The sequence below is a fragment of the Streptomyces sp. NBC_01003 genome (assembly GCF_045162695.1).
Lineage (GTDB): Bacteria > Actinomycetota > Actinomycetes > Streptomycetales > Streptomycetaceae > Streptomyces.
The window spans coordinates 21,504-44,570 of record NZ_CP108707.1 but is presented as its reverse complement, the minus strand read 5'-3'; the positions used below and the strand labels follow the sequence as shown (position 1 = coordinate 44,570).

General features: G+C 68.8%; 17 protein-coding genes and 3 pseudogenes. 13 read left to right on the top strand and 7 right to left on the bottom strand.

Translation table 11 applies throughout. The annotated features are described in order from the left end of the window. The first annotated feature begins 111 nt into the window (after window positions 1-111). Window positions 112-447: an ArsR/SmtB family transcription factor gene (locus OG698_RS00190; protein WP_406100644.1), complete on the top strand. Its 336-nt coding sequence runs from the start codon at window positions 112-114 to the stop codon at window positions 445-447. Then, window positions 448-1,155 carry a cation transporter gene (locus tag OG698_RS00185; protein WP_406100643.1) on the top strand — a complete coding sequence of 236 codons (708 nt, stop codon included), beginning with the start codon at window positions 448-450 and terminating at the stop codon, window positions 1,153-1,155. A gap of 143 nt (window positions 1,156-1,298) precedes the next feature. On the opposite strand, the gene OG698_RS00180 is transcribed toward OG698_RS00185, so the two are convergent. Then, the gene (locus OG698_RS00180; RefSeq protein WP_406100641.1) at window positions 1,299-4,769 is read right to left on the bottom strand and encodes a DNA polymerase III subunit alpha; all 3,471 of its coding nucleotides are present in this window, start codon (window positions 4,767-4,769) and stop codon (window positions 1,299-1,301) included. Window positions 4,770-5,095: 326 nt separating this feature from the next. On the opposite strand from OG698_RS00180, the gene OG698_RS00175 reads away from it, so the two are divergent. Beyond that, window positions 5,096-6,223: a hypothetical protein gene (locus tag OG698_RS00175; RefSeq protein WP_406100639.1), complete on the top strand. Its 1,128-nt coding sequence runs from the start codon at window positions 5,096-5,098 to the stop codon at window positions 6,221-6,223. On the opposite strand, the gene OG698_RS00170 is transcribed toward OG698_RS00175, so the two are convergent. Both OG698_RS00170 and OG698_RS00165 read right to left on the bottom strand, forming a co-directional pair. Further along, window positions 6,180-6,581: a hypothetical protein gene (locus OG698_RS00170; protein WP_406100638.1), complete on the bottom strand. Its 402-nt coding sequence runs from the start codon at window positions 6,579-6,581 to the stop codon at window positions 6,180-6,182. The two genes, OG698_RS00175 and OG698_RS00170, sit on opposite strands and share 44 nt — an antisense overlap. A 51-nt stretch (window positions 6,582-6,632) precedes the next feature. After that, complete coding sequence (locus tag OG698_RS00165; RefSeq protein WP_406110734.1) at window positions 6,633-7,919, bottom strand: IS110 family transposase; 1,287 nt, start codon at window positions 7,917-7,919, stop codon at window positions 6,633-6,635. A 971-nt stretch (window positions 7,920-8,890) separates the two neighbouring features. Here OG698_RS00165 and OG698_RS00160 point away from each other — a divergent pair. From OG698_RS00160 to OG698_RS00145, 4 genes and pseudogenes are all read left to right on the top strand, one after another. After that, window positions 8,891-9,340, top strand: a complete 450-nt coding sequence (locus OG698_RS00160; protein ID WP_406100636.1) for a hypothetical protein — start codon at window positions 8,891-8,893, stop codon at window positions 9,338-9,340. A 271-nt stretch (window positions 9,341-9,611) separates the two neighbouring features. After that, window positions 9,612-9,926: pseudogene (locus OG698_RS00155) on the top strand (transposase); the annotation flags it as partial. 275 nt (window positions 9,927-10,201) lie between these two features. Beyond that, the gene (locus OG698_RS00150; RefSeq protein ID WP_406100635.1) at window positions 10,202-12,313 is read left to right on the top strand and encodes a serine/threonine-protein kinase; all 2,112 of its coding nucleotides are present in this window, start codon (window positions 10,202-10,204) and stop codon (window positions 12,311-12,313) included. A 170-nt stretch (window positions 12,314-12,483) separates the two neighbouring features. Then, window positions 12,484-14,643, top strand: coding sequence for a PQQ-binding-like beta-propeller repeat protein (locus tag OG698_RS00145; RefSeq protein ID WP_406100634.1), 2,160 nt, complete (start codon window positions 12,484-12,486; stop codon window positions 14,641-14,643). 136 nt (window positions 14,644-14,779) lie between these two features. Here the strand turns inward: OG698_RS00145 and OG698_RS00140 are convergent, their stop codons facing one another. Beyond that, window positions 14,780-15,133: a hypothetical protein gene (locus OG698_RS00140; protein WP_406100633.1), complete on the bottom strand. Its 354-nt coding sequence runs from the start codon at window positions 15,131-15,133 to the stop codon at window positions 14,780-14,782. 153 nt (window positions 15,134-15,286) lie between these two features. Between OG698_RS00140 and OG698_RS00135 the strand changes: the two genes are divergently transcribed. Both OG698_RS00135 and OG698_RS00130 read left to right on the top strand, forming a co-directional pair. Continuing rightward, window positions 15,287-16,495 (top strand): NAD(P)/FAD-dependent oxidoreductase, encoded by a 1,209-nt coding sequence (locus OG698_RS00135; RefSeq protein WP_406100631.1) that lies wholly within the window; start codon window positions 15,287-15,289, stop codon window positions 16,493-16,495. Further along, window positions 16,492-17,397, top strand: a complete 906-nt coding sequence (locus OG698_RS00130; RefSeq protein WP_406100630.1) for an RNA polymerase sigma-70 factor — start codon at window positions 16,492-16,494, stop codon at window positions 17,395-17,397. Before OG698_RS00135 ends, OG698_RS00130 begins: the two co-directional genes overlap by 4 nt. Before the next feature lie 363 nt (window positions 17,398-17,760). On the opposite strand, the gene OG698_RS00125 is transcribed toward OG698_RS00130, so the two are convergent. Continuing rightward, complete coding sequence (locus OG698_RS00125; RefSeq protein WP_406100629.1) at window positions 17,761-18,723, bottom strand: helix-turn-helix transcriptional regulator; 963 nt, start codon at window positions 18,721-18,723, stop codon at window positions 17,761-17,763. 218 nt (window positions 18,724-18,941) lie between these two features. Here OG698_RS00125 and OG698_RS00120 point away from each other — a divergent pair, with 218 nt between their 5' ends. Continuing rightward, window positions 18,942-19,628 carry an alpha/beta fold hydrolase gene (locus OG698_RS00120; RefSeq protein WP_406100628.1) on the top strand — a complete coding sequence of 229 codons (687 nt, stop codon included), beginning with the start codon at window positions 18,942-18,944 and terminating at the stop codon, window positions 19,626-19,628. Window positions 19,629-19,670: 42 nt separating this feature from the next. On the opposite strand, the pseudogene OG698_RS00115 reads toward OG698_RS00120, so the two are convergent. Beyond that, window positions 19,671-19,772: pseudogene (locus OG698_RS00115) on the bottom strand (IS5/IS1182 family transposase); the annotation flags it as partial. Between OG698_RS00115 and OG698_RS00110 the strand changes: the two are divergent. Both OG698_RS00110 and arsB read left to right on the top strand, forming a co-directional pair. Then, on the top strand, window positions 19,770-20,048 hold the full coding sequence (locus tag OG698_RS00110; RefSeq protein ID WP_406100627.1) for an ArsR/SmtB family transcription factor: 279 nt from the start codon (window positions 19,770-19,772) through the stop codon (window positions 20,046-20,048). The pseudogene OG698_RS00115 and the gene OG698_RS00110 sit on opposite strands and share 3 nt — an antisense overlap. Further along, window positions 20,048-21,140 (top strand): annotated as a pseudogene (arsB, locus tag OG698_RS00105) (ACR3 family arsenite efflux transporter). The gene OG698_RS00110 and the pseudogene arsB overlap by 1 nt, the downstream one beginning before the upstream one ends. 66 nt (window positions 21,141-21,206) lie before the next feature. Here arsB and OG698_RS00100 read toward each other — a convergent pair. After that, window positions 21,207-21,581: an ArsR/SmtB family transcription factor gene (locus OG698_RS00100; RefSeq protein WP_406100625.1), complete on the bottom strand. Its 375-nt coding sequence runs from the start codon at window positions 21,579-21,581 to the stop codon at window positions 21,207-21,209. 101 nt (window positions 21,582-21,682) lie between these two features. Here OG698_RS00100 and OG698_RS00095 point away from each other — a divergent pair, with 101 nt between their 5' ends. Next, entirely contained in the window at window positions 21,683-23,041 is a 1,359-nt protein-coding gene (locus OG698_RS00095) for an NAD(P)-binding domain-containing protein (RefSeq protein ID WP_406100624.1), read from the top strand. The last annotated feature ends 26 nt before the right edge of the window (window positions 23,042-23,067 follow it).

The following is a 23,067-nucleotide window of genomic DNA, read 5'->3' as shown; positions in this document are numbered from 1 at the left end:
GACAGCGAGGCCGGATCCTTCAGGCCCTCCACCGGAACCGAGGCAGCCGCACACACCTTCAAGCAAGGGTCCAGGTTTCCGTGAATTCAGGATAGGATGTACTCTCGGTGGGTGCTGACACTCGCCGCCGACATCGAAGTGCTGGCGCGGTTCGGTCGCGCCCTCGCCGACCCCATCCGCTGCCGCATCCTGCTCGCCCTGCGCGAGGCCCCGGCCTACCCGGCCGACCTCGCCGACGCCCTCGACATCTCCCGCACCCGGCTGTCGAACCACCTCGCGTGCCTGCGCGACTGCGGCCTGGTCGTCACCGTCCCCGACGGCCGCCGTACCCGTTACGAACTCGCCGACGACCGCCTCGGCCACGCCCTCGACGACCTGCGCACCGCGGTCGTCGCTGTCGAAGCCGACCGCACCTGTCCCGACGCCGACGAGAAGGGCTGCTGCTGAATGACCGCGATATCCCTGGGCCCCAGCCCTGCTCGCCGTGACGCGCTGACCCGTCGCATACGCGTGCTGGTCGCGGCCACCATCGCCTACAACGTCATCGAGGCGATCGTCGCCCTCACGGCTGGCACCCTCGCGTCCTCCACCGCCCTGATCGGCTTCGGACTCGACTCCGTTATCGAGGTCTCCTCTGCTGCAGCGGTCGCCTGGCAGTTCTCCGCCCGCGACCACGCTGTCCGCGAGGCCCGCGAACAGCGCACCTTGCGGATCATCGCCGCCTCCTTCTTCGTGCTCGCGCTCTACGTCACCGTTGACTCGATCCGCGCGCTGACCGGTACGGGCGAAGCCGATCACTCCGTCACCGGCATCGTCCTTGCCGCCCTGTCCCTCGCGGTCATGCCGTTTCTGTCCGCGGCCCAACGCCGCGCGGGCCGCGAACTCGGCTCCGCCACCGCCGTCGCCGACTCCAAGCAGACCCTGCTGTGCACCTACCTCTCCGCCGTCCTCCTGATGGGCCTGCTTGCCAACCTGCTGCTCGGTTGGAGCTGGGCAGATCCGATCGCCGCCCTGGTCATCGCCGCCATCGCACTCAAAGAGGGCCGCGATGCTTGGCAGGGCAAGGGCTGCTGCGCCCCCAGCTCGACCGGCTCGCTCGGCGTCAAGTCCGAGGCGGACCAGTGCGGTTGTGCCTCCGGCTGCGCCTGCTGCTGACTTGAGCCAACCGGACGCTATGCGGCCCGATGGAGCGGAGGAATTCCGCATCTTCGAATACCCGGGGTTACCAGTAGGGCGGAGGCCGCGGCGTGCTGATTCCCGCTCTTCCACGCGCAGGGGCTCGGGCGCCGGCACGGTGCTCATCCTGCCGATCCGGGGGAGCGGTGGCCCAGGCGGCGCAGGTCTGCGGAGCGGCTCCCGGCGGGCTGGAGGTCGGCCCACGGGTGCAGTTCCGAGCCTGCAGTTCCGTCGGCGAGTGTTCGTGCGGCCGCGGGAGCGGGGGATGTGTCCGCCTGGGCCGGCGTCGGTGCCGGTGTGGTGTGGCCGAGAAGGTCGAGTGCGGCCTGCGGGCCGTGGTCACGGCGTGCGGCCGCGACTGTTTCGAGGTCCCACGCCATCTCGCCGACCACGGTGCGGCGAGGGCCGCGGGCCTCGACGGTGCCGCGGACGAGGAGCAGGCCCGAGTGGAAGATCGTGTGGGCGCAGTCGGCGTGGGTGTTTTCGAAGAAGGCGAGGTCGACGAGCCCGGCCCCGTCCTCCAGCGTCACGAAGATGATCCGTTTCCCGGACGGGATGGGCGGGGTCTGGGTGGAAGCGCGCACGCCCGCGACGAGGACCTTCTGGCCGGGGATCATGCGCTGGAGGTGGGCGGCGTCGGTGGCGCCGAGCTCGCGCAGTAGCCGGTGGTGGTGCTCCATCAGGTGCTGGGAGACGTCGATCGACAGGACCTCGAGCTCGGCACTCATCCGCTCCCGGCTCGACATTTCCTTCAGGCCGCTCGGCTCCGCGCTCACCAGGTCGCCACCGAGCGCGAGCTGCCCGTCGGCGGTGGCGCGGTTGCGGGCATGCCGGTGCAGCTCACCGACCTGCAGCAGCAGGTCCCGCCGCGTCAGCGCGCCCTTGACCTCGTCGAGGGCGCCGATCTGGATGAGCCGCTCGGCGATCGGCAGAGAGGGTCTGGCCCGCTGCCAGAAGTCCTGCAGGGACGTGTAGGGCTGGTGAGCGGCGATCCGGGCCGACTCCGCGTCACTGATTCCCTTCACTGTGGACAGCGCGAGCCGAACCCCCCACCCCTGGCCTGTGGCCTCGACCCGGTGCGCCACCTGAGAGCGGTTCACATCGACGGGGAGGATGGGCACGTCGTGGCGGCGGGCGTCGGCGACGATCACCCGCATCGGCCACATTCCCGGATCGTGCTCCAGCAGCCCCGCATACAGAGCGGCAGGGTGGTGAGCCTTGAGCCACGCGGACTGCACGGCCGGCACCGCGAACGCGACGGCATGCGCCCTGCAGAACCCGTAGGCCCCGAACTCCTTGATGACGTCCCAGACTTCGCCGACGACCGAGTCGGCGTAGTCGCGCTCGGCGGCTGCCTTCTTGAACCACGTCTCCACGGCGGGCAGGCGCTCGGGGTCGGCGAGGGCGCGGCGGGCGACGTCGCCGGCGGCACGGTCGCAGCCGGTCATCTTCGCGAGGATCGCGATGATCTGTTCGTGCCAGATCACGACGCCGTAGGTGTCGTTCAGGATCGCCTGAAGGTCGGGGTGGGGGTAGTGCGGTGCTGCGCCGTGCCGGGCGGCGATGAATTTCGCGGGCATGCCGCCCTTGACCGGTCCGGGCCGGAACAGGCTGATGTCGGCGATGACGTCCTGCATGTGCCGCGGTTGCAGACGCCCGACCAGGTCCATCTGGCCAGGGGATTCGATCTGAAAACACCCGAGGGTGTCGCTGCGGCGGATCATCTCGAACGTGGCCCCATCGTCGAGGGGGACGTGGTCGGGGTTGTCGAGGTCGAGGAGTCTGCCGGTGGTGCGGCGGATCTCGTCGACGGCGTGCGCCATCGCGGACTGCATCCGTACTCCGAGCACGTCGAGCTTGAGGAGCCCCAGGTCCTCGACGTCCTCCTTGTCGGCCTGCAGCATCGGATAGTCGCCGCCCGGGGTGGGCTGCACCGGCAGCCGGTCCAGCAGGGACACGTTCGAGATGATCACTCCGCACGGGTGCATGGCATAGCCGCGCACGAGTGCGTCCAGGCCCTCGGCCAGCTCCCACAAGGGTCCGAACTCGTCTGCGCGGGCGGCGAGCTGGCGCAGTTCGGGCAGCTCGGCGAGCGCGGAGCGGATGTCACAGGCCCGGATGTGCGGAAAGCTTTTGGCGATCATGTCGACGGTCTGCGGGGCGATACCGAGGGCGAGCCCCGTATCTCTGAGGGCGTGACGGGCGCGGTAGGTCTCGGGCATGCCGGTGACCGCGACCCGCTCGAGCCCGAACCGCTTGATGATCTTGTCGTAGACCTCGAGGCGTCGTGCGGACTCCACGTCGAGGTCGATGTCCGGCAGCGACGTGCGCCGCTCTGACAGGAACCGTTCGAACAGCAGGCGATGTGTCAGCGGATTCGCGGTCGCCACGAACAGTGAGTGGTTGACCATGGACCCGGCACCGGAGCCGCGCGCGGCGACCCGGATACCCATCGCCCGCACGTCCGCGACGACCTGGGCGACCGCGAGGAAATAGCCCTCGAAACCGAGTCGGCCGATGACGTCGAGTTCGTAGTCCAGCTGCCGCACCGCTGCCGCATCGGAGTCCAGGCCGCGGGCGACCATGCCGGCCTCGCAGCGCTGGCGCAGCAGCCGCATCGCACCGCCCCGTCCCCGGTCGGCGCCGACCACGTGCGGCTCGGGAAAGTGCGGCCGCCCCATCCCCAAATCCTGAGCGGTCAACGTGCAGGAGGCCGCCGTGTCCTCGGTCTCGGCAAGCAGCACAGCCGCCCGATCGGGCCGCTGGCCCGCAGCCTCGGCGATCCGCGCGGCGACCGCCGCCATCTCGCCGCCGTCCTTGAGCCACCCCTCGCCACTGTCGACGTGACGCCGGTCGATCGGCCGCAGCAGCCGGGCAGCATCCAGCACATCCGCAAGGCGGTGCTGCGCCGGATCGGCGTACCGAACGGCGTTGGAGACCACCACCGGCACACCCAGCTCGTCACCGAGCTGCACCGTCCGCGCCGCCAACCGCAGCGACCCCGCCCCAGTCCCCGACCCGCCCAGATAAACGGCCTCCAGACGCAAGCCCGGCCCGGCGATCGACTGCCACGGCGCGAGCAACTGCTCCGCCAGATCCGGCCGCCCGGCCATCAGCGCAGCCACCGGCTCGGACGAAGGACCGAGCAGCACCACCAGACCCTCACCAAGGTGCTCCTGCAGCACCGGCCAGACCGCCACCGGCACCCCGTCGACGGGCGCGGCGTGCGCGGCCGACACGATCCGGCACAGCCGCGCCCACCCGCCCACATCCTGCGCCAGCAGCGTCACCCGCCACCGCGCCTCCACCACATGCGCACCGCCACGCACCGGCGTGCGGCGCCGTCCCGCAGCAGGGTCGGGCTCAGCGGCGGGGGCGACGGCGAGGTCGACGCCGAAGACCGGACGCACACCGGCGGCGGCCGCAGCCTTGGCGAACCGCACCGTTCCGGCGACCGTGTCGCGGTCGGTCAGCGCGAGGCTGGTGAGGCCGCGCTCGGCTGCCCGGCGGACCAAGTTGTGGGGGAGTGAGGCGCCGTAGCGGGCCGAGTACCCGGAGGCGACGTGCAGGTGGGAGAACTCGGAGGCCTTCACATCGACACCTCCGATCACACGAGCCACGATTCAAGCCGCATGGCTTGTTCTGTCACTAATGTATCGAACAAAAATCGAACAACGCGAGTCTTCTACCCGGCATGTCGCTGTGACGGAGCTGTGACTGAGTCTTTTAGTTGGCCAGTGAGCACTTGAGTTGGCCGCGGCTCCGGCAGTGCCCCGCCGGTGCGCGCACGCCGACGGCGCGGACAGACCCGCCCTGCTCGACGAAGTCCTGGTACGCCCGGCTCGGCGGACGTGTCAGACCAGCGGAATAGAGTCGCCGTCCTGGCCGGGGTGGCCTTGCCGTTGAGAGGGGAGTCGGCGTGCGCGTGCGCATGTGGTCCACGTACACGAAGGACGAGAAGCAGCGTCTCGCGCGGGGACTCGAAACGGTTCTCAGAGAAGGTGATGCTCCGGACGCGGAGGCATTTCTCGCCGAGGGCGATGGAGGGGTACTCATTGAGGTTCCTGCCCCGCCATACCAAGGAGACCTCGACCGCTACGGTCGCGCCCCCATCAAGATACGAAACGGCTGGGCGGAGGAAGCAGTCCGAGGGATCCGGCTCCTCGCCGAGCGGGTCGGCATCGACCTGAACTGTCACGGCGAGCACACCAACTACGGCAATAGACACGGCTTCTACCCACGCCCCAACTCCGGGTTCGTGCACATCACAGTCCCGTGGGCAGATGCTGATCACCTGTTGGCCGCCCTTGCAGGAGTGGCGCCGATCGTTCCGGCGGGAGAGTCGCGGCCAGACCCAGGTGCGATCGAGGGGCACGGGAGCGAGGTCTACGAATCGGCCGAGGTGATTGCCTGTATGGAGGCAGTCACTTCTGCAGGAATCGCCCTGTCGCACGCCGTGGCGGCTCTGCGGGCTGCTGCGAGTGAGGTAGGGGTCGACACGTATGCCGCTTCACGGCACCGACTGACGGGCGTCCGTCGCGCTGTTCCGCAATACACCGACCGTTCGATTCCCGCCCCCGACATCTACGATCCCTTCTGGGATGACCCTGTCGGCAGATACCTCATCCAGGCCAACTATCACCTGGCAGGCCTGCGGGGCATCGAGACGTCGCGACTCTGGGGCGTCGTCCAGGCGAGCTGGGAGGATCCCAATCACCAGGACGGCGAGTACACACTGAACCCGGCTCACATCGCCGAGGCGATCGTGCGGTTCGAGCCGGGCGTCGACTATGACCGCTTCCGCGCCTATATGCACGTGATGCGTGTGCGCGCGACCGAACAGAACTACGCGGAAGCGCTTGACCCCTCCCTCCGAACTGAGCGCGAGGCTGCCGAGCAGGCCGAGCGCGAGGATGCCACGCAGAAGCTGAAGGCCGAACGGGAGGCCCGGATTAGACACCTCAGGGTCCTAACTCGTCAAGTCAAGATACTGAGGCGCTGGGTCAAGCGCTGTCGTCATCGAACAGAGTCTCTTCGATTTCGCTGAGTTCAGCATGGGTCAACGGGGGTGCAGTCCAGTTCCGGGCTTGTGCATGCTGAACGAAGCGCTCGTCCAAGGCGACGTGGTACCGCTCGACGTAGTGCGCGAGGTCCGAGTACCAAAACCACTGTCCGTCGGTGAGTAGATGCAGTCCGTCGATCAGCTCACGGCCCGGACTCAGGATGTCGTGAACCGGAGATGCGGTGGCGGCAAGGGTTGTTCCCGAGCGCAGATATTCCACGAGGCGGAGCTCGACGGGGTCTGCGTGGGCACGCACGGCAGCGCGGAGCGAAGGGCCGTCAGGCCGGCCGTGTTCGAGCTCCTGGAACTCGCCGAGGAAACGGTCGGCGTTGTCGCTGTTCATGGGCGGGAGCCTAACTTGGGAGACACCCCGTGTGACTCCCTGGGAGATGTCCTACGCGGCTTGCAGCGATGCCTCAGTCGCCGCCGGGAAAGCCACAGCTTCGTCGTAGTACTGACCCTGCTGGAGGCAGTGGTAGAGCTGGCCGATCATGCGGTTGAACAGGTTGCGCTGGGCGGCGGCATGCCAGTCTGCGCGGTTGTCGCGTCGTCGCCGGTAGTGGGCTTTAGCGCCGGGCGAGGCGGTGATTGCGGAGAACGCCCAGAGGTATCCGGCGTGGTTCAGGCGGTCGTTCTTCACCCAGCGTCGGGTGATGCTGGACTTCTTGCCGGAGGCCCGTGTGATGGGTGAGGCGCCAGCGTATGCCTTGAGGCCGCGGGCGTCGGCGAACCGTTGTCGGTCGTCGCCGATCTCGGCGAGCACCCGGGCGCCGAGCTGGGTGCCCAGGCCGGGGAAGCTGAGGATGATCTCAGCGTCCGGATGCTGAGGGAACACCTCTTCGACCGCCTCGGCGAGGTTGTCAGCGGCGGCGCAGGCGGCCTCCAGCTGGACGAGGAGGGCGAGCATCTGCTTGCCGAGCGCATCCTCGACCAGCGGCGGCTGATGCGCCCAGTCGGTCCGGAAGACCTCGCGGAGCCGCACAGCCTCAGCTGCGATGCCCCGTTGGCGACCAGCCCGTTTGAGCACAGCCTGTAACTGCGTACAAGTCAGGCGAGCGGCCCTAGTCGGAGTCGGGGCCACCTTCAGGAACTCGCGAGCCTCGGGCCGGCAGAGCCCGTTCTTCCATGGTTCGACGGCCGCGAGGGCGGCCGGGTAGTACTCGCGCAGCAGGGAGCGGAGCTGGTTGGAGATCTGCTGACGGTTCCAGGTGGCGTCCTGCTGGGCCCGGGCGAGGACGGCGACGGCGCGAGCCAGGTCGCTGTCCTGGGGAAGCGGTCGGTGGGCGTGCATATCGGTGCGGAGGATGTTGGCGAGGACCAGGGCGTCGCCGGGGTCGGACTTCTTGCGTGAGACCGAATGGCGGTCGCGGTAGCGGGCGGCGGCCATCGGGTTGATCGCGAATACCTGCCGTTTGCTGGCCCTCAGCACGGCGACCAGCAGACCGCGGGAGGTCTCGATCGCGACCGGGATCGGGCCCTCTTCCGTGTCGCCGTACTCGGCGAGCAGGTCCAGCAGGATCTTGTAGCCGCCCGCGTCGTCGGTGATGTGCCGCTTGGCCAGTAACTGGCCGCTGTCGTCGACCAGGGCGACGTCGTGCGTCTTCTCCGCCCAGTCGATGCCGCAATAGATCACGATCTTTCCCCTCCCAGTGTTCGGTGTTTGCGCTGGTTGCGAGCGCATGCGGTCCACGCAGCGACCTAATCCCAGGACTCGACGCGAAGGCCGGTCCGCCACCTCAGTAGCCGTTCGTGGCACCAGCTCACCCCACGGGCCCCGATCTGCGTTGGAGCTCGGGATGCTCGGGCATTACGAGGGGTCACCGTGGGGCGGGCTCGCACCACAAACACCAACGAGCGATCAAGCGAGTGGTGTTGACGCCGGCCGCGACGGCGCCGGACGCTGCCGCTCTGGATAGAGGCATCAAGTGCCCGGACGGCTCAAGGCGTCAGTCCGACACCCACGCGATCACCACGGCGAGCACCGCTCGCTGCTCGAACGGCACTCAGAACTCACATCAGTCCTGAGAGCCGTTAGTACCGGATTAGGACGGCTCGGACGCCGTGATCACACCTGACACGGTCAAGATCATCGCAGGGCAAGATCACTTACGGGACAGCCCTTAGCTGCGCAGTCCATCCGTGCAGGTCAGAGGGTTCTCCTCGCGCTGCGGCTGTGCACCGGAGTACCCGACATCGCGTCTGCCTGGGACGTTCAGAACCGACGTATGCGCAGGCCAGGGCGGGTGGTCAACCGTAATGCTCAGACTGGCCAACTACGACGCTCAGTCACAGCTCAACATCGGCAACGCTCGTGTCCGGACTCTGTGAAGTCCGGGCACCGCCCCGGCGTCTCACGCAAGTGCGGGTACGGACTCGGAATCCGTGCTGTTCATGAGCCGTGCGGCCGTCATGGCTCCCGCCTATGTCGTGTCTCAGCTATGTGTGGGCAGTCTCAGAGTTCTCTGGGCGACAGGGCGTCCGTCTCGCGAAAGTCTGGGCAAGGGCCGTGGTGTCCGGCTACCTGTGGGCATCCCGGCGGGCCGCGACTCAGACGAGCTCGGTCTGCGAGGCAACCAATCGACGCCAAGTGATTTCAGGCAGGTTCTGGAAAAGGCGGATGCTTCACGGCCAGCGAGGAGGCAGGATCTCGGCATGGCTACCGAGATCGACGGGGTAATCGAGTGCCGTCCAGGCGCTCGCTTGTGGGGGCCTGACGACGAGGACTCCGTCTGGCACGCCGCCATGGAGCTGTGGCTGCTGAACATCGGCAACGCCTACGACGCGCTGGCCTGCCTCTTCGGCATTCGCAACACCTACGGCTTTCAGCCCCTCGCCGCGGACCGCGGGCTCCCTATGGATGCCTCCGAGACCGTGGCGGGCGAGCACGCTGCCTGGGGGCTCGACAGCGTCCACGGCACTACGTGGATCACCTGGGCCGAGCTGCTTGCCGCCGACTGGCAGGAGACCAACGCCTCCGGCAAGCGGAGCCGGGAGCAGGCGGCCGGCGATGCCTCGCACTGGGGGCCTGCGTGGAGCGTGATGCGCGCGCTGAGCGACCTGCACGGCGCATCCAACGTACGGCTCATCGTCTGGTTCTCCTGACCCTAGGCCTGCCCGGCCTAGGCACAGTGACTTGTCCACAATTCTTCGAGACGTCGCTCCGCCCGACGTCCTGCGGAACTGTGGGCACTGCAGGTCACAGGCTTGATGTGCCCACGGTTTTCTGGGACAGGACAGATCTCGCAGCACCAAGGCGAATGGGAGGCCAACCTGCAGGGCACCCTCATGGCGCCCGCCTCCCGCGCCCGCGCCGTCTCCGCCGTCCTCTCCTTCTACCGGCACTGCCAAGACGACCTCGGCTCCGCCCGTTGGAGTCGCCGCGGCCTGCCCGGAGATGAGCGCACTCGCCGATCTCATACGAGGCTTCGCCGCCCTGCTGAAACCGGCCAAGGGCAACGATGTGAAACTCGCCGAGTGGATCACAGCGGCCCGTGCTGTCGGTCTGTCCCACCTGCGCAGTTTCACCAACGGCCTGGAAATCGACCGGCCCGCCGTCAACGCCGGCCTCACCTTGCCCTACCACAACGGCCGGACCGAAGGAGTCAACACCCGCACCAAGAGGATCATGAGACAGATGCACGGACGCGCCGGATTCGACCTCCTCCGCCACCGCATCCTCCTGCCCTGACAGACACCCGGTGTCACCACCGACTACGGGCCAGACCCGTTCTTCTTACAGTCCCCCCGTGGCCCTGGCCGCGCGCATGCCCAGTGGTGGGTGGACCGAATTGGGGAGGGCCAGGTGGGGTGGAACTGGCGGGTCTCGAGGTGTGAGGTTCTGGAAAGTTTCCCGAGGTGTGGCGTGCTGGGTCCTCGGGCCCGGAACCATGGTCGTGTTGCTCAAGTCCTATGGTGTGCAAGGGGGATGGATCCTCACACTGACTAGATGGCAGGAGGGGTCTGGTGGCGGCGTTCACACCGTTGGCTTCGGGGGACCCCGAACAGGTCGGCCGTTACCGGCTGGTGGGACGACTGGGCCAGGGGGGCATGGGCCGGGTGTACCTGGCCCAGTCGCCGAGCGGACGCACGGTCGCCGTGAAGGTGGTACGAGCCGTCCTGGCGGACGACCCGGGGTTCCGGCGGCGGTTCGTCCGGGAGGTGGCGGCGGCGCGCCTGGTCAAGGGCGTCTTCACCGCCGCCGTGGTCGACGCCGACCCGGAGGGCCGCCCGGCCTGGCTGGCCACCGAGTACGTCCCGGGGTTGTCCCTGGGAGACGCGCTGGCCGAGTACGGGGCCTGGCCGGAGCACGCGGTGCGACAGCTGGGGGCTGCGCTGGCCGAGGCGCTGGGAGTCATCCACCGTGCAGGCGTGGTGCACCGGGATCTCAAACCGTCGAACGTACTGCTGGCGGCGGACGGCCCCCGAGTGATCGACTTCGGGATCTCGGTGGCGGCCAAGGACACCCTGCTCACGGAGACGGGCGTGGTGATCGGCACCCCCGGGTTCATTCCGCCCGAGCAGCTGCGTGGCGAGAGGACAGGCCCGGCCGCTGACGTATTCGCTCTGGGTGCGGTGCTGGCGTACACGGGGTCGGGCACCGGCCCGTTCGGAAACGGCGCGGGGCACGCGGTGAACTACCGGGTCATGCACGAGAAACCCGACCTGGGCGGCCTGCCGTCCGCCCTCGCCGAGGTGACGGCCCGGTGCCTGGCGAAGAACCCGGAGAAACGGCCCGCGATACCGGAGTTGCTGAAGGAGCTCGGACAGGTCCCGGGCAACCTGCCGGACGGCCGGATCGCACAGACCGACTGGCTGCCAGGACCGGTGGCTGCTTCGATCGCGCGCATCCACGCCGAAGCCGCCAGGCTCACCTTTGAGGAGAAGGACACCCTGGAGCTTTCTCCTGGGCCTGCCCCGCCTGTGGCGGAGCCCGATGACGCGCCTGCCGCTGTGCTGCCTGCCCCCGGCGGCCGGAATCACCTGACCCGGCGCCGTCTGCTGGCGGGTCTCGCCGCCACCGCAGTCGTCGCCGTCGTCGCCACGACAGCACTCCTGGACGGCTTCGGGCCCGGCCAGGACGAGAAGCCTCGCAGCACGCCGAAGGTGAAACAGCTGTGGTCCCGCCCGTTGGACGGCGGACTGTCGCTGGATGTGGTGTCGGACGGCGCGGTCTATCTCAGCAGCGCGGAACAACATACCGTGCAGGCCCTGAATGCCAGGGACGGCAGTCGGCTGTGGCAGCGGCAGACAACAGGGGCCAACACGAGTGTTATGTCCGCCTCCGGCGGGATGCTCTACTACGCCAGCGGCGAATCCCTGTACGCAGCGGGCGCGGACAATGGCGAGACACGCTGGGAGAACAAGGAATATCGCCTCCGCTTCGCACCCGTTACCGTCGACGACGCTGCGTACTCCAACCTCGCCGGCCATCTGTTGGCCCAGGACGTCGGCACCGGCAAGCTGCGCTGGACCTACCCGCTTGGGAACGGGGCAAAGGACGATGTCGCCATTGTCGGCAGCCGGGTCTACGCCCTTGCCGACCGGGTGCTGCATGCCGTGAACACCGGCACCGGCACAAGGGAGTGGACGTTCGAGGCCGGCAGTGCCCTGGTCACGGCTCCGGTCGTGGCGAGCGGCACGGTCTACGCAGGTGGCCGGGACGGCACCCTGTACGCCGTCGACACCCGGACCGGCAAGGAGGTGTGGCGGCAGGGCTTCGACGGGAAGCTGCGGGACCCTCGGACCGCGGACGGGGCTGACGCCCCCGTCGTGGCCGGCGGGGTCGTCTACTTCGAGAACGACGGCTATGTGTCGGCCTTCGACGCCGGCACCGGAAAGCCGTTGTGGCGTCACCGTCCGGCCGCGGACGAGACCAAGATGTTGTCGGTGGCCGCCGGCACCGTCTACTTCCTCGATCTGGCCGCGGGGAATCTGCACGCCCTGGACGCCCGCAGCGGTCTGCCGAAGTGGACGGAGAATCTGGCGTCCCGCATCGAGTGGCGCCCCTACCTCGTCGACGGCGTCGTCTATTACGAGGACGGCGACCGGCTGCGCGCCGTCTCGGTGGTGAACTAGCACTCAGAGCCTGTGTCTCAGGGGGCGACGGTGCTGTGGAGCGAAGCGCCCCGTTGACCGGACTCCAGGCGGAACGCGCACCTGCGGGGCCGAGCGCGAAGCCGCGCACGTACCAGTGAAATCGGGCACAACGATCCGTGCCGTGCACGGGACAGCAAGGGGAGTGACGAGTGGCGGGGTTCGCACCGCTGGAGGCAGGAGACCCCGGCCGGGCCGGGCCGTACCAACTCGTCGGCCGACTCGGCTCGGGCGGCATGGGCCGGGTGTACCTGGCCCGGTCGCCGGGCGGCCGGACGATCGCGGTGAAAGTCGTCCGGGAGGAGTTCGCGGGCGACCCCAGGTTCCGGCAACGGTTTGCCCGAGAGGTCAGCGCCGCACGGCGCGTTACCGGCTTCTTCACCGCCGCCGTGGTCGACGCCGACCCGAAGGCCGACCCGCCGTGGCTGGCCACCGCATACGTGCCCGGCCTGTCCCTGGCCGAAGCGGTCGCCGCACACGGCCCCTGGCCGGAGAAACCGGTGCTGGCGCTCGGCACCGCGCTGGCCGAGGCACTGGAGAGCATCCACGGCGAAGAGGTGGTGCACCGCGACCTGAAACCCTCGAACGTGCTGCTCGCCGACGACGGACCCCGGCTGATCGACTTCGGGATCTCGGTGGCCGCTGACGACACGAGACTCACCCTGGCCGGCACCGCCATCGGCACCCCCGGCTACATGTCGCCCGAGCAACTCGTCGGCTCGGACGTCGGGCCCGCCTGCGACGTGTTCGCCCTCGGCGCGGTCCTGACGTACGCGGCGACCGGGACCGGCCCCTTCGCAGGGGGCTCCGCCCACGGCGTGAACTACCGGGTGGTCCACGAGGAACCCAACCTCAGCCACGTCCCGGCCCGGCTCGCGGATGTGGTGGCCCGGTGCCTTGCCAAGGATCCGCGGCAGCGCCCCTCGGTGCCGGAACTGGTCGAGGAACTGGGCCAGTTCTCGGCAGACGGCCGGACAGCTGGAGTGTTCACCCGTTCGGACTGGCTGCCCACGCCGGTGGCCACCGAGATCACCCGCATTCAGAACACGCCGCTGCCGGAGACGACCACCGGCACCATGCCCCTCAAAGCGCCCCCTGTCGGCGTCGTACCCGCCAGCCGGCCTTGGGGCCTGCCCCGGCGCCACGCTCGGATCAGCCTCGCCCTCGCCGCGGCCCTGGCGGTCCTCGCCGCCACACTGTTGTTGCCCGACGGCCTCCTCAACAGGGACCGGAGCAACGCCCAGGACAAGGAAACCGCCGCTCCGGCAAGGAAACTGGCCTTCGAGGAACTGTGGACCTACGAGAAGGACCCCGTTTACCCGCCCGCGGTCTCCGACGGGAAGGTCTACTTCGGCGACCACGGCGGCACTCTGCACGCGCTCAACACCGACAACGGCACCCCGGTATGGAGCTACGACGGACTGAAAGGGGTGGGGCAGCTCGCCGTTGTCGACGGGGCTGTCTACGGCTCCAACGACGAAACGGGCACGTTGCATTCCGTGGACTCGGACACCGGAGAAAAGCTGTGGAGCTTCGAGGTTGACAGAGAGTTCCTCAAAGGAGGCTTGCTCTCTTTCGCCGTGGCCAAAGGAACTGTCTACGTGTTCAGTAAACTCCTCCAAGGGGACCACGTGCTGTACGCGCTGGACGCCCAGAGCGGAAAAGAGCTGTGGAACCGCACTGTCGGCAACGGCGTGTCGCCACTCGTCGTGGCAGACGGAAAGATCTACTGCGGCCTTCTGGTGGACTACAAGAACTATCTCTACGCCCTGGATGCGGACACCGGCGACCGACTGTGGCGGATCAAAACTGGCGACATCATCCCCGGCACAGTGACCTCTATCGCGGTCGCCGGAAGCACCGTCTACTTCGGCAACCGGAGCGGCACTTTCTACGCCGCAGACACCGCAAAAGGCGCAGTGCGCTGGACGTACCAGTCTGAAATCAAGGACGCGGAATGGATCGACCCGCCCTTCGTCGCCGACGGCGTCGTCTACGCCGGCGTCAATAAGCGCGGCGTCACCGAAGACGGCCCTGGCCACGCGTACGCGTTCGCCGCCAACTCCGGCAAACCGCTGTGGGAATACAGAGGGGCCGGCGCAGTCTCGCCGCCCGTACTCACCGGTGGCGCGATCCACTTCAGCGACGCCGGCACCCTGCGGGCCCTCAACTCCCGCACAGGCAAATCTCTGGGCAGTACCGCCCTGACCACCGGCGCGGACCCTCGCCTCACCGTCTCCGGCGATCGCGCCTACTTCGACGGCGCGGACGGCCGCCTGCACGCGGGGAGGATCTCCCGCACCGGAGGCTGAGCGCCCTCGCCCCAGCTGAGGTCAGTGAGCAGGCCGTTGCACCCCATGAGCGCTTCCGACGGGTTACCGGCGGGAGGCGCGGCCTTCCAGTCCAGCCTAAGACGGTGTCCTACATGGTGAGTGCGGACATCACCGGTCACCGGTCACGGCAGTGCTGGTGACCGATGTGGTGAGTGCCGTGGTGAGTGAACCAGCCGGCGGACAGTGGTGAGTTGACGGCCAGCTGATCTATCCACAGGCAGAGCCCTGCACCCTGCCCGGACCGGGGCACCAAATCTGGCCTGGTTAAATCGAACGGCACGGTCATGCCGCTGCGGGCAAGGGGAAGTAGATGCCGCAGAAGAACCTCCAGTTCGGCCGGTTCGGCGCGAGCGGTATCAAGGGCGCTGACGCCGTTGCCCGGCAGCTCGATCAGCTCGCTGGGTACATCGCCACGCCGGTCACCGCCCGCCGGGGCCTGATGGTGTTGGGACTCCTTGAAAATCCCCACCCTCGCTCTTCGCCCCAGTTGATTGCGGGCTCAACCAGGAGGCGGCACCCCTACCAAGCCAACTGTGGCGCGCATCACATCGACTTCATGTCACGGACTGGCTCGCAGCTTCCATCCACTGGTCGTCAACAGCGAGCGGAGGAAGGCAAAGCGATGAGTGCACAGCACGAAGTCGGCAGGGCGACCACCCACCGGGTTCTGATCGTGGGGGCGGGTTACGCGGGCATGTCCGCCGTCATCCAGCTCGCGGCGCGGGTCAAGCGGCGCGAGGACGTGCAGGTGACCCTCGTGAATGCGCAGGAGCGGTTCACCGAGCGGCTGCGGCTGCACATGACGGCGACCGGGCAGCAGCTTGCCGAGCTGAGCATTCCGGAGCTGCTGGAGGGGACGGGCGCACAGTTCGTGCGTGGCTGGGTGACGGCGGTGGACGCGGACACGAAGACGGTGCGGATCGACGACGACCGGGTCCTGCACTACGACACGCTGGTGTACGGATTGGGCAGCGTGGCCGACACGACTGCGGTGCCGGGCGTCGACGACCACACGTACAGCCTCAACAGGCCCCAGGACGCCGAGGTGCTGGCCGACCGGCTGGCGCGGCTCGGCGGCGGCACGGTGGTGGTCACCGGCAGCGGGCTGACCGGCGTCGAGTCGGCCGCGGAGATCGCCGAGCGGCACCCGGAACTGAACGTCGTGCTGCTGGGCCGGGACGAACCCGGTGCGGCGATGAACCCAAAGGCCAGGACGTATCTGCAGTCGGCGCTCGACCGCCTCGGCGTCCGGGTGCGCAGCGGCGTCGAGGTGGTGAAGGCGCTGCCCGGGGCGGTCGAGCTGGCGGGCGGTGAGAGCATCGCCGCCGATGTCGTCCTGTGGACGAGCGGCACGCGGGTGTCGCCGCTGGCAGCCGCCGCCGGACTGGCCGTCGACGAGCGCGGCCGCATCGTCACCGACGCCGCGCTGCGTTCGGTGTCGCACCCGGAGGTGTACGCCATCGGTGACGCCGCGGCAATCCGCCAGGGCTACGGCGTCATGCACGGCACCTGCCAGGGCGGGATGCCGACCGGTGTGCACGCCGCGGTGTCGATCGTCCGCACGCTGAAGGGCAAGCGGCCCAAGCCGTTCCGCTTCGGCTACTACCACACGCCGGTGAGCCTGGGCCGGCACGACGCGGTCGTGCAGTTCACCCGCCCCGACGACAGCCCGCGACGAATTCATCTGACCGGCCGGATGGCGGCCCGGTATAAGGAGACGGTGACTGCCTCGCCCTGGCCGACCTTCGGCCGTATGAAGAAGATGCCCGCCTCGGGCGCGTTCTGGCCGCACGGCGGTCGCTTCACCCGCGTCGCCGAAGGTGCCGAGTGAGCGCCGGCCAGCAGGTCTTTCACACGTACCGCAAGCTGCTGTTCTCCGTGGCCTACCGTGTCCTCGGCTCCGCGGCCGACGCCGAGGACGCGGTGCAGGACGCCTGGATAAAGTGGTCGTCCGCCGACCGTTCCCAAGTCGCCGATCCCAAGGCGTACTTGACGCGGATCGTGTCCAACCTGGCGCTGGAACGCCTGCGTTCCACCCGGCACAAGCGCGAGACCTACGTCGGCCCGTGGCTGCCCGAGCCCATCCTCACCAGCGGTGACACCGCCGATGCCGTCATGGACGCCGAGTCGGTGTCGATGGCGATGCTGGTGGTGCTGGAGACGCTGAGCCCGCTGGAGCGCGCCGTCTTCGTGCTGAAGGAGGTCTTCGGCTTCAGCCACGCCGAGATCGCGGAGGCGGTGGAACGGTCCGAGGCGGCGGTACGACAGGCCGCGCACCGTGCGCGTGAGCACGTACGCGCCCGCAGGCCCCGGTTTACCGCCGACCGCTCGCGGCAGCGCGAGGTCACGGAGCGGTTCCTCGCCGCCGCGACCGGTGGTGACATCAACACCCTCATGGAGCTGTTGTCTCCGGACGTCATCCTGTGGACCGACGGCGGCGGCAAGGTCCGTCAGGCGCTCAAGCCGGTCGTAGGAGCGCAAACGGTGGCCTCGTGGTTCGCGGCCATCAGGACGGTCACCTACCAGAGCGTCCAGCCCGCCGACATGCGCGCCGAACTCGTCGAGATCAACGGCGGCCCGGGCATGGTGTTCAGCGCCCCGGACCGGGTGATCGCCACCATCACCTTCGACTTCGACGCCGACGGTCGTATCATCGCCGTCCACAACGTCGCCAACCCTGACAAACTCCAGGCCATCACGGACGGCACCGCCCACGACGTCGCGACGTGGTGACCGTTGGACGAGAACTACCCTCGGATGACGACCGAGGGCCTCAAAGGGTCCGCTCACCCTTTGACCGGTCATGGTCGCGACCGCTGGGTGGCCGGTCGGACCCGCTTCCGGCAACAGGTGGCTCGCGGAGTGAGGAACACGAGCAGGTCTGGCCGACGAGGTGAGCGGGGGCGGGGAATTTCAAGAAGCCCCATCAGCGTCAGTCATCGACACACCAGACCAACGATCAGATGATCCGAAGGGAACGGCCTAGGGCCTGTGTCGAATGTGTTGGTCACGGCCACTCGTCGATGGCCCTGAAGAGGACGTTGCCTCGTAGCGGGATCGCAAGCCTGTGCAGATGGCCAGTTCCCAAGGGCACGGTCAGGACTGGTCCGCCACGGCGGCGGTGAAACGCGCCACGACCGCCGCAACCGCGGCACGCAGTTCCTCCCCGCCTTCGACGCGGAAGGCGAACGGCACCCTCGCCAGCCATTCCTGCGCGTACATGTCCGGGTTGCGGGTGCTGCCAACCAGCACGCATCCGTCCCCCAAGGGCTCGAGCCGCCCCATGGGCGGCCGGATCCACGGGGCCACCTCGGTCAGGGGAGCGTCGAACACCACGCGGGTGGCGAACTCCCATCCGATGCCCAGGTTCTCCTCGAGCACCGCGACCGGGTCGAGGCCCTTGGGCGGCTCGAAACCGTGCTCGGTCGGCCGGACCCCGCGGACCCGGTCGACCCGGTAGGTGCGGATTGCGTCCACACGATGGGAATGGCACAGCAAGTACCAGCGCCCGTAGCGGACGACGATGGACCAGGGATCCACCTCCGCCTCCCACTCGTTGCCGGCCTCGCTGCGGTACGTGACCAACACGCGGCGCCGGGTCGCGACGGCGTCGACGAGTTCGCTGGTGATGGCCGGATCGGGGCGGGCCGAGTACGGGTCCGCTGCGGCCGACGCGTACTCCCGCAGCATTGCCGCCTGTTGGCCGACATTCTCCGGAAGCGCCTTGACGACCTTGCCCAGGGCGGTACCGACCAGGTCGTCGGTGTCGGCCGCGGTCGGCTGGCCGCTGAGTACCGCCATCACCAGGCCGAGGGCCTCGGACTGCGTGAAGTGCACAGGGGGCAGCCTCGTCCCGCGCCCCAGCCGGTACCCGCCATGCGGCCCCCGGGCCGACTCTACGGGGATGCCGGCCTCTCGGAGGATCCCGATGTACCGGCGCGCGGCTCGCTCCGTGACACCCAGCCGCACAGCGAGTTCGCCGGCCGTCGTACCGGGGCGGGTCTGGAGGATCTCCAGGGCGCGCAGCGCACGTGCGGTGGGGCTGAGATCGTTCGACACGGGAGCAGGCTAATCCGCTCCGCTGAGCTCCACGGTCAAAGGAGTCCGAGGCTTCGCCCCGGACCCGTGGGGCGAGGGCGACCGGGTCTGGTTTCCATACGTGGACCGCCACCGGACTTCGCCCAGGACGCTCGGGTGATCGCCAGATAAACCGGCAGCAGATTGTCCGGATCTCCTCCTACGGTGACATCCATGAAGCTGGAGAAGGGGAACTGACCATGGACATCCTGCTCATTGGTGGCCTGTGGCTGAACGGATCCGTGTGGGGCCGCGTCGCGTCCGCGCTGGAGCCGCTCGGCCATCGCCCCGTGCCGCTCACCCTCCCGGGCCAGGGGGACGGCTCCGTATCCGCCACGCTCGACGACCAGTTGGAGGCGGTGCTCGCCGCTGTGGACGTGGCGTCCGGCAAGCCCATGGTGGTGGGGCATTCCGCCGCCTGCACGCTGGCCTGGCTGGCCGCCGATCTGCGGCCGGAGCGGCTGGCCAAGGTCGCCCTCATCGGCGGTTTCCCGACTGCCGACGGCCAGCCGTACGCCGACTTTTTCGAGGTGCGAGACGACGTCATGCCCTTCCCTGGCTGGGGCCCGTTCGAGGGGCCGGACGCCGCCGACCTCGACGACGGGGCCAGGCGAGAGTTGGCGGCTGCCGCGATCCCCGTGCCCGCAGGCGTGGCCGAAGGAGTGGTACGGCTGGCAGACGAACGGAGGTTCGACATCCCGGTCGTGGTCGTATGTCCGGAGTTCACGCCCGCGCAAGCGCAGGACTCGATCAACGCCGGCGACGTCCCGGAGCTCGCCCGGGCCAAGCACGTCGACTTTGCCGACATCGACTCCGGCCACTGGCCGATGATCACGCAGCCTGCCGAGCTGGCCCGGATCCTGGCTGCGGCAGCCAACGCGGCCTGACGGGGGAATTACCGGGCACGAGCAAGACCCTGGGTGTGCTGGTCACAGCCACTCGTTGATGGCCGCCACCAGAACCGTCGCCTCGTAGCGCACCGCGAGTTTGTCGTATCTGGTGGCCACGGCGCGGTGACGCTTGAGGCGATGCTGGCCGACCCGCTCAGGCTCCAGATCGTGACCCTGCTCGCCCGCGAGACGCTCTGCACCACGCACCTGGTGGAGGAGACCGGTGCCAAGCAGACGAACCTCTCCAACCACATGAAGGTGCTGCGCGAGGCGGGCGTGGTGGACACCGAGCCGTGCGGCCGGTTCATCTACTACCGGCTGAAGCCCGAAGTCATCGACGCCCTAGCCAGCTCCTTCGGTGAGCTGGCGGCCACCGCGCGGGAGACCGTGGAGACCGGCCGGAAGCGGGCCTGCTGATGACGTCCACCGAACCCGCCACCACCGGCAGCACGAACAGCGAAGAGGCGCGCGTCGTCGCCAAGCTCTCCACCCTGGACCGCTTCCTCGCCGTGTGGATCCTCGCCGCCATGGCCCTCGGCCTCGGCCTCGGACGGCTGATTCCGGGCCTGAACGACGCCCTCGCCAAGGTCGAGATCGGCGGGATCTCCCTGCCGATCGCGGTCGGCCTGCTGGTGATGATGTATCCGGTGCTGGCCAAAGTCCGCTACGACAAGCTCGACGCCGTCACCGGCGACAAGAAGCTCATGGTGTCGTCGCTGGTCATCAACTGGATCGTCGGCCCGGCCGTGATGTTCGCCCTCGCCTGGATCTTCCTGGCGGACCTGCCCGAGTACCGCACCGGCCTGATCATCGTCGGCCTGAGCCCGCTGCATCGCCATGGTCATCATCTGGAACGACCTCGCCTGCGGCGACCGCGAAGCCACCGCCGTCCTCGTCGCCCTGAACTCCGTCTTCCAGGTCCTGGCGTTCGGCTTGCTGGGCTGGTTCTACCTCGACCTGCTGCCCGGTTGGCTCGGCTTGGGCGACGGCGAGCACCTCGACATCTCCATGTGGAAGATCGCCTTGAACGTCGTCATCTTCCTCGGCGTCCCGCTGCTCGCCGGATTCCTCACCCGCCGCATCGGCGAGCAGAAGCTGGGCCGCGAGCGCTACGAGGCCAACTTCCTGCCGAAGATCGGCCCTTGGGCGCTGTACGGGCTGCTGTTCACGATCGTCATCCTCTTCGCCCTGCAGGGCAAGACGATCACCTCGCAGCCGCTGGACGTCGCACGGATCGCGCTGCCGCTGCTGGTGTACTTCGCGCTGATGTGGTTCGGCAGGTTCGCGCTCGGCAAGGCGATCGGCCTCCCGTACGACCGCACGGCGACACTCGCCTTCACCGCGGCCGGCAACAACTTCGAGCTGGCCATCGCGGTCGCCATCGCCACTTTCGGCGTCACCTCCGGCCAGGCCCTGTCCGGCGTTGTCGGCCCGCTCATCGAGGTGCCGGTCCTGGTCGCGCTCGTGTACGTATCGCTGGCCTGGCGGCGGAAGTTTCTCGCCGCCTGATTCGCACCGACAGTGCGAAGCGGCCGGGGCGCCCGTGAGGGCACCCCGGCCGCCTGCGTAAGCGAGTCAGCGGGCCGCCGCGGTCAGCAGCTGGCCCATCGCCGCGAGAACGCTCGGCTCGACCCGGTAGTACACCCAGGTGCCGCGCCGCTCGGAGGTGAGCAGGCCGGCGTCCTTGAGCTTCTTCAGATGGTGGGAGACGGTCGGCTGCGAGACGCCGACATCGGAGATGTCGCACACGCACGCCTCGCCGCCCTCGTGCGAGGCCACGGCGGAGAACAGCCGCAGCCGCACCGGATCCCCCAGCGCCTTGAACATCCTCGCTGCCCGCTCGGCCTCCTCGGCATCCAAGGGCCGCTCGGTCAGCGGCGGGCAGCACGGCGCCACCGCATCATCCGGCTGGTTCAGGACCGGCAGCTCCACCACACTCGAATTCGACATACGTCAATATTGACATCCGTCGAAGCCGCATGCCAACCTCGCCATATCGACAGACGCCGAAGCAGCAGATCGATTTCCCACTGCCTGCCCTGGAGAACGTGATGAGCGAGAGCACGCCCGCCGCACTGCCGACCGTGGTCATCGGCGCCGGCCCCATCGGCCTGGCCGCTGCCGCCCACCTCATCGAGCGCGGCATCGAACCGCTCGTCCTGGAAGCCGGACGCTTCGCGGGCAGCGCGGTACGCGACTGGTCGCACGTCCGCCTCTTCTCCACCTGGGCTGAGGTCGTCGACCCCGCCGCCGAGAAGCTCCTGGCCCCCACCGGCTGGGTCAAGCCCGACGGCGCCACCTACCCCACCGGCGGCGACTGGGCCGAGCAGTACCTGCAGCCGCTCGCCGACAACCTCGGCGAGACGGTCCGCTTCGGCGCCACGGTCACCGGCGTCTCCCGCGCCGGCCGTGACCGGGTCGTGGACGCCGACCGCGAGCAGCAGCCCTTCACCGTCCACGTCCAGTACGCCGACGGCCGCGAGGAGCGCCTCTTCGCCCGCGCCGTCATCGACGCGTCGGGCACCTGGTCCACCCCCAGCCCGCTCGGCGGCGACGGCCTGCCCGCCCTCGGCGAGAAGGCGGCCACAGACCGCATCTCCTACCGCGTCCCCGACCTCAAGGACCCAGCCGTACGGGCCCGTTACGCGGGTAAGCGCACCGCCGTCATCGGCTCCGGCGCCTCCGCCTTCACAGCGCTCGCCTACCTGGCCGAGCTGGCCAAGGACGAGTCCGGCACCCACGCCACGTGGATTCTGCGCCGCGGCATCTCCGGGGCGACCTTCGGCGGCGGGGACGCCGACCAGCTCCCCGCCCGCGGCGCCCTGGGCCTCGCGGCCAAGGCCGCGGTCGACAACGGGTACGCCGACGCCGTCACCGGCTTCCGCACCACCGCGATCGAGAGGACCGACAACGACCGGGTGGCGCTGGTCGCAGAGGACGGCCGCCGTCTCGATGAGGTCGACGAGGTCATCGCCCTGACCGGCTTCCGCCCCGACCTCACCTTCCTCAACGAGCTGCGTCTCGGCCTCGACGAGCGCCTCCAGGCCCCCACCGAGCTGGCCCCGCTCATCGACCCCAACGTCCACTCCTGCGGCACCGTCTACCCGCACGGCGTCAACGAGCTCTCCCACCCCGAGAAGGACGTCTACCTGGTCGGCATGAAGTCCTACGGCCGCGCTCCCACCTTCCTCGCCATGACCGGCTACGAGCAGGTCCGCTCCATCACCGCAGCCCTCGCCGGCGACCAGGACGCCGCCGAGCGCGTCGAGCTGACCCTGCCGGAGACCGGGGTGTGCGGGGGAGCCGGCCTGTTCGACGAGCCCGAGGCCGAACAGGGCGGCGGGTGCTGCGCCGCCCCGACCACACTGCAGATCGGTACCAGCGCACCGTCCGCGTCAGGCGGTTGCTGACCGCCGATGTACCCACCGGCCGGTAC